Source organism: Kitasatospora sp. NPDC057542 (assembly GCF_042801945.1).
Classification (GTDB): Bacteria; Actinomycetota; Actinomycetes; order Streptomycetales; family Streptomycetaceae; genus Kitasatospora.
In genome coordinates, this window is the sequence record NZ_JBHVFE010000539.1 from 1 (window position 1) to 5611 (window position 5611).

Consider the following 5611-nt stretch of genomic DNA (forward strand, 5'->3'; position numbering starts at 1 on the left):
AGATGTACGGCCGGGCCAACTTCGACCTCCTGCGACGCCGCATCCTCCTGTCACCTTGATCAACAAGGAGGAACCCCTCAATCAGCGACAGAGCCAACTTCTGTGGTGTGGCTACTCCCTGTGACTGTAGGTCTTGCTGGTGGTCTCGCGAGATCGTCCGGAAACTGACGGTGCCGACCGCGTGCGGGCTGATGGTTCTGGGCTGTGCGCGAGGTACTGCTCCGGCTGGAAGAGCTGCTCTTCCTGTCGGATCCGGGGATCAGGGTGGTGTCGGTACAGGACGACGGCGAGGTGATCCGAGTTGGTGTCAGATGCCAGACGGACGGTGCACGGTGCCCAGGCTGCGGAAGCTGGTCCGGGCGCGCGCACGGTGCCTACCTGTGGCTTCCCGCTGAGGGCTTCACGTGCGAAGACGTTTCCTGCGGACGGCGGACGTTCGTCAAGCAGGTCGAGGGCCAGGCGCAGGCGTCCGGTCTCGGTCAGCGGTGCGTTACGGTGTGGCATGAGGGCCTTTCTGGCCGCCGGGTAGATGTCGCAATCCACACCGAGCCAGAAGGCCCTCACTCATTTCAAGATCAGCACGCCGTGAACCCCGTCCTCAACCTCACGGCGCCGCAGTTCGAACACACCTGTGAGGTCGGCTCGAAACGGCCTATCCGGTGGAAGGCACGCCCGTATCGCACGGCCTTGTACTCCAACATGGCCACGAACGCCGACCACCCGGCGTCGTGCACGGACTTGGCCAGGCGCGTGCGGGCAAGTCCCTTCACCGCCAGGTCCTCCACCGCGACCGCTTGGCTCTCACGGACCAACTCGGTGGACAACCGGTGATGGAACTCGCGCCGCGCATCGGCCACCCGCGCATGCGCACGGGCGACCCTGACCCGGGCCTTGTCCCGGTTCTTCGACCCCTTCGCCTTTCGGCTCAACGCCCGCTGTGCGCGCTTCAACTTCTTCTCCGAGCGGCGCAGGAACTTCGGGCTGTCGATCTTCCGGCCGTCCGAGAGCACCGCGAAGTGGGCCAGACCCAGGTCGATGCCGACCACTGCGTCGGCCCCGGGCATCCGTTCAAGGTCGGCGGCCGGGTCGGTCTCGACCACGAAGGAGGCGAAGTACCGCCCGGCGGCGTCCTTGACCACGGTCACCGTGGACGGCACCGACGGCACCGACGGCAGCGAGCGCGACCACTTCACCCGTACGTCGCCGATCTTCGGCAGACGCAGCTTCCCGCCACCGGTGATTCTCCATCCGGCGTTGGCGGTGAAGCGGATCGCCTGCCGGCTGTCCCTGCGGGACTTGAACCGGGGCGCTCCCGTCTTCGGCCGCTTGCCCCTGATGCCGTCGAAGAAGTTCCGGTATGCGGTGTCCACGTCCCGCAACGACTGTTGCAGGATCACCGACGACACCTCACCGAGCCAGGCACGCTCGGGGGTCTTCTTCGAAGCCGTCAGCCGCCTGGACAGCTCCGCCGACGTGACGAACGGCAGCCCGGCGGCGCGGGCGTCCTCACGGATACGGAGCGCGTCGTTGAAGACCACCCGGACACACCCGAACGACCTTGCCAGGCAAGCGCGCTGACTGACGCTCGGGTACGCGCGGAAGGCGTACCGAAGCTGCACGATGCTCACCGTAGCATCCTGGTTCATGTCACCACGCTGGAATCCGAACCCAGACGTGCGCACCGGCCGTCACGTCGTCCACCACCTGCACGTCCACTTGGTTTTCGTCACCAAGTACCGGCGCAGGGCCTTCACCGACGCCATGCTGACCCGCTGCGAAGAGATCATGCAGGACGTGTGTACGGACTTCGAAGCCGAGTTGAAGCAGTTCAACGGCGAGCACGATCACGTACGCCTGCTGGTGCACCACCCGCCCAAGGTCCAGCTCTCCAAGCCGGCCAACAGCCTCAAAGGCGTCAGCTCCCGAAGGCTCCGACAGGAGTACGACAGCCACGTCCACCGCTACCTGCGGGACGGCCGCTTCCGGTCCGGCTCCTACTTCGCCGGATCGTGCGGTGGTGCGCCGCTCGCCGTCGTACGCCACTACATCGAGAGTCAGCAACGCCCGACCACCTGACCCTCGCCCCGCAGGCGCAGAGAACTCCGGCGCTCCGCGCCTCCGGGCCAGGGACGGCCTTCACCTCCGGCGTAAACGCCGGAGCACTGGCCAAGATCAGAGGTAGAGCTGCGCGGCCGTGTTGTGCAGATCGGTGAACCCGGCGGAGAAGAGGATCATGTCCGCCGGTTTGACGTGGAAGCTGGTCATCTGGCTCCCGGTTGTCCGTCCCCGTTCACGGTAGCAAGGCAGGGCGCCACTGAGACGGTGCTTGACGCCGCCTCCTCTGGGCAATCGAGGCGCGCTGAGCCCGGGTGGGGCGCGGCAGGGCGCAGTAGCGCTGCAGCACGCCGGTGTCCGACCTGGTGGGCTGGCTGCCGCCCAAGGGCGTGCTGCAGCGCACCGAGTGCGCCGTTGTCGACGACGGACAAGCCGCCCTCGACCAGCTACTGAAGCGACTCACCGACGTCCCCGCGCCGGTCGGGCCGACTCTCCGGCAGATCGGCATCCTCCACAGGCCACCCTGCTGCCTGTCATCGAGATCAACCGGAAACCGACTGAGCAGTAGTGCTCAGCGGCCCAGTCTGTGTCGGATGTAGTCCGGCTGGGCCGCGCCGACCTCGATGCGGTTCGACGTCCAGCACGGCGAAGTCCCGCGCCGCATCCGGGAGCTGGAGAGCCATAACGCGCTCCTGGCCGCCGAGCTTGCCGAGCAGGCCGAGCGGGCCGGCAGGCTCGAACGCCGGACTGTCGAGCTGGAGGACGAGGTCACCGCAGTCCGGAGAGTTCTCACACGGTCGATCAGAGCTGTTCCGCCACTGGCACGGTAGTCACCGACGCACGTTCTCCTGCGATGTGCTGTCGGCCGGGCGGCTGGCCGGCAGCACCGAGAGTCCCTTCCTGTGGACGGTCACCGTAATTCCCCGGGCGGCCATCCCTTCGCTCCGGAGGGTGTCCGGAGGCCAGCGTGCCTCGAAGCGGCCCGACCGCCGCCCCGAGCGGAGGCCACGCGAATTCACGGTCGCCGGGAACTCGCCATTCGCGGAGTGGGACAAGACGTTCGGTGACCCCAGGCTCTGCGCCGTCATCGCCGACCGGATCACTTTCCGCTGCACGCTCATCCAGACCGGCACCGAGTCCTACCGTTTCCGGGGCACCGAAGCCGAACGTGCCGAGCGCTGAAGAGCAACCTCGAATCGGAGAGCCATCCCGATCGAGACGGATGCGGTGTTCACGCACACCAGCGTGATCACCGCATCCACCGCCGGCAGTGTCTCAGGCGGCGAAAGAACCTCTGTCCAGGACTCGCTACGCGGCGCATGCCGCCTGTCCGCCGTCGGTTCGTGCCAGTCCCTCCAACGCCTGGCGATCGGCCCACCCGAACACCTCCCGCAGTTCGGGAGTGAGATCGAATCCGATCTCTTGAGCAATCCAGTCCGTGATCACCAGGGCGTCGGCGACGGCCGCCGGATCAGTGGCGATCTCCAGTCAGTGGCCAGCACCGCCGCCCGGTCACCGCCGCCCCGAGTCCCATCGCTTCGGAGCCCCGTTTCCGCAGGCCGCCGGTTTCGCCCTCCACCAACGACGGGCCCGGCCTTCGGGTCGACTTCTGAAGTTCCCAGGCCCGCCACCGATGTCGTCGCCCGGACGTCCTCCGCCTGCAACGAGGGAGCAACGCCCGGCCAAAGACCCCTCTCATGCCTCAGCGCGCGGTACCAGGGGGTCTCGGCACCACCAACGACCTGCGCACCTCCATGGTCACGGTGCGGTCGCGGGGCGTCCCTGTACACGGCCTTCGTAGGCCCCGTAGCGCCCTGGTGCCGGCCGATGAAACGCATCACGGCTCCTTGCCGAGGCGTTCCGGACTGGGCTGCGGCCTCCTTGGAGGCCTGGACATGGCGGCCCACAGCCAGGATCAGGCCGGCGAGCTCGAAGAGCTGTGAGGTCTGCTTCTCGTCCACCGCACCGGCGCTGGACGGTGCTCGTCCGGTCAGCCCAGCGATGCGCTCGCCGCACGCAGTTCGTCCAGGGCCGCCAGGGTGTACCCGGCGAGCTCGTCCTCGGCGCCACGGTCGTCCTCGGCCCATTCGGCGTACCCCCGTTTGAAAGCGAGGACGCCCAGCTCGCCCGCGAGAGCCGCGGTCGGATCGGATACGCCGCGGGCGACCAGAGCGGTTGTCATCGCGGCCGCGAGACTGACGGTCTTGAGGGTGTCACGCTCTTGAAGCTCGGCGCTGGCGGCGACGGCCGCCTTCAGACGGGGGGCGAGCTCGCGACTCCTGGGGCCCATCGCGGTCGAGGCGCGCTCGAGACCGGCGGCGACTGCCTCAAGCGGGCTGGCGTTACCGGGCGCGTCGGCGATCCCCTCGGTCAGCAGCCGGCTCAGCGTCTCCTGCCCGGCGACCAGCAGCTCGCGCTTGTCGGGGAAGTGCCGGAAGAAGGTGCTCTTGGTGACCCCGGCACGCTCGGCGATCTGCGCGACCGTCGTGGCGTCATACCCCTGCTCCGTGAACAGGTCGACCGCAGTCACGACGAGGCGTTCACGCGCACCTGGTTCCCATCTACCCATGGGTACAGCATATGCGATGGGACTCTTGTCCCATCACCCTGCTAGAGTGAGTGACGGGACAAGAGTCCCATCACTTCCGGGAGGGCTTCCATGCGCGTCTTTGTCACCGGCGGCACCGGTCTGATCGGTTCCGCCGTCGTCGCCGAACTCCTCGGCAACGGCCACACCGTCCTTGCGCTCGCCCGCTCCGACGCCTCCGCACAGGCCGCCGAGGCAGCCGGCGCCGAGCCGCTGCGGGGAGGCCTCGCCGATCTGGACGTCCTGCGCTCCGGCGCCGCCCAGGCCGACGGGGTGATCCACCTGGCCTTCGGCAACGACTTCAGCAGCCCCGAGGCCCTCGCCCAGAACGTCGCCGAGGAGACCGCCGCCCTCACCACCCTCGGCGAGGAGCTCGTCGGCAGCGACCGCCCCTTGGTCACCGTCTCGGGTACGCCCTGGGTGCCGGGCCGTGCCTCCACCGAGGCCGACCCGGTGCCGACCGACGGGCCGGTCGGCGGCCGCGGTCGCACGGTCACGGCAGTCCTGGGCCTGGCCTCGCGCGGGGTTCGGAGCACGTCCGTACGCATGCCGCGCACGGTTCACAACGAGGGCACGGGCGGGTTCGCCGGTCTGCTGACCAACATCGCACGCCAGAGCAGGATCTCCGGCTACCCCGGCGACGGCACGCAGCGCTGGCCCGCCGTCCACGCGCTCGACGCGGCCGTTCTCTTCCGGCTGGCCCTGGAGCAGGCGGAGGCCGGTACCGTCTGGCACGCCGTGGCCGACGAGGGGGACAAGGTACGGGACATCGCGGCCGTCATCGGCCGACGGCTGGGCCTGCCGGTCGAGTCGGTGCCGGAGGAGACCTACGGCCCGCTCGGCCCGATCTTCAAGGCCGACCAGCCCTCGTCCAGCACCCGCACCCGGCAGGCGCTCGGCTGGGAGCCGAAGCACGCCAGCCTTCTGGAGGACCTGGAGAACATCCAGCCCTGATCGGCGACCGACGAT

5 protein-coding genes are annotated in these 5611 nt (G+C 68.6%); 3 read left to right on the forward strand and 2 right to left on the reverse strand.

Annotated elements, in window-relative coordinates:
* Positions 1-575 precede the first annotated feature (575 nt).
* Positions 576-1619, reverse strand: coding sequence for an RNA-guided endonuclease InsQ/TnpB family protein (locus tag ACFU7Y_RS38915; protein WP_380771192.1), 1044 nt, complete (start codon positions 1617-1619; stop codon positions 576-578).
* Positions 1620-1644: 25 nt separating this feature from the next.
* Between ACFU7Y_RS38915 and tnpA the strand changes: the two genes are divergently transcribed.
* Both tnpA and ACFU7Y_RS38925 read left to right on the forward strand, forming a co-directional pair.
* Complete coding sequence (tnpA, locus tag ACFU7Y_RS38920) at positions 1645-2076, forward strand: IS200/IS605 family transposase (protein WP_380771189.1); 432 nt, start codon at positions 1645-1647, stop codon at positions 2074-2076.
* A 930-nt stretch (positions 2077-3006) separates the two neighbouring features.
* Positions 3007-3237 carry an ATP-binding protein gene (locus ACFU7Y_RS38925; RefSeq protein ID WP_380771190.1) on the forward strand — a complete coding sequence of 77 codons (231 nt, stop codon included), beginning with the start codon at positions 3007-3009 and terminating at the stop codon, positions 3235-3237.
* An 808-nt stretch (positions 3238-4045) separates the two neighbouring features.
* On the opposite strand, the gene ACFU7Y_RS38930 is transcribed toward ACFU7Y_RS38925, so the two are convergent.
* Positions 4046-4624: a TetR/AcrR family transcriptional regulator gene (locus ACFU7Y_RS38930; RefSeq protein WP_380771191.1), complete on the reverse strand. Its 579-nt coding sequence runs from the start codon at positions 4622-4624 to the stop codon at positions 4046-4048.
* A gap of 90 nt (positions 4625-4714) precedes the next feature.
* Here ACFU7Y_RS38930 and ACFU7Y_RS38935 point away from each other — a divergent pair, with 90 nt between their 5' ends.
* Positions 4715-5596: an SDR family oxidoreductase gene (locus ACFU7Y_RS38935; RefSeq protein WP_224279615.1), complete on the forward strand. Its 882-nt coding sequence runs from the start codon at positions 4715-4717 to the stop codon at positions 5594-5596.
* The last annotated feature ends 15 nt before the right edge of the window (positions 5597-5611 follow it).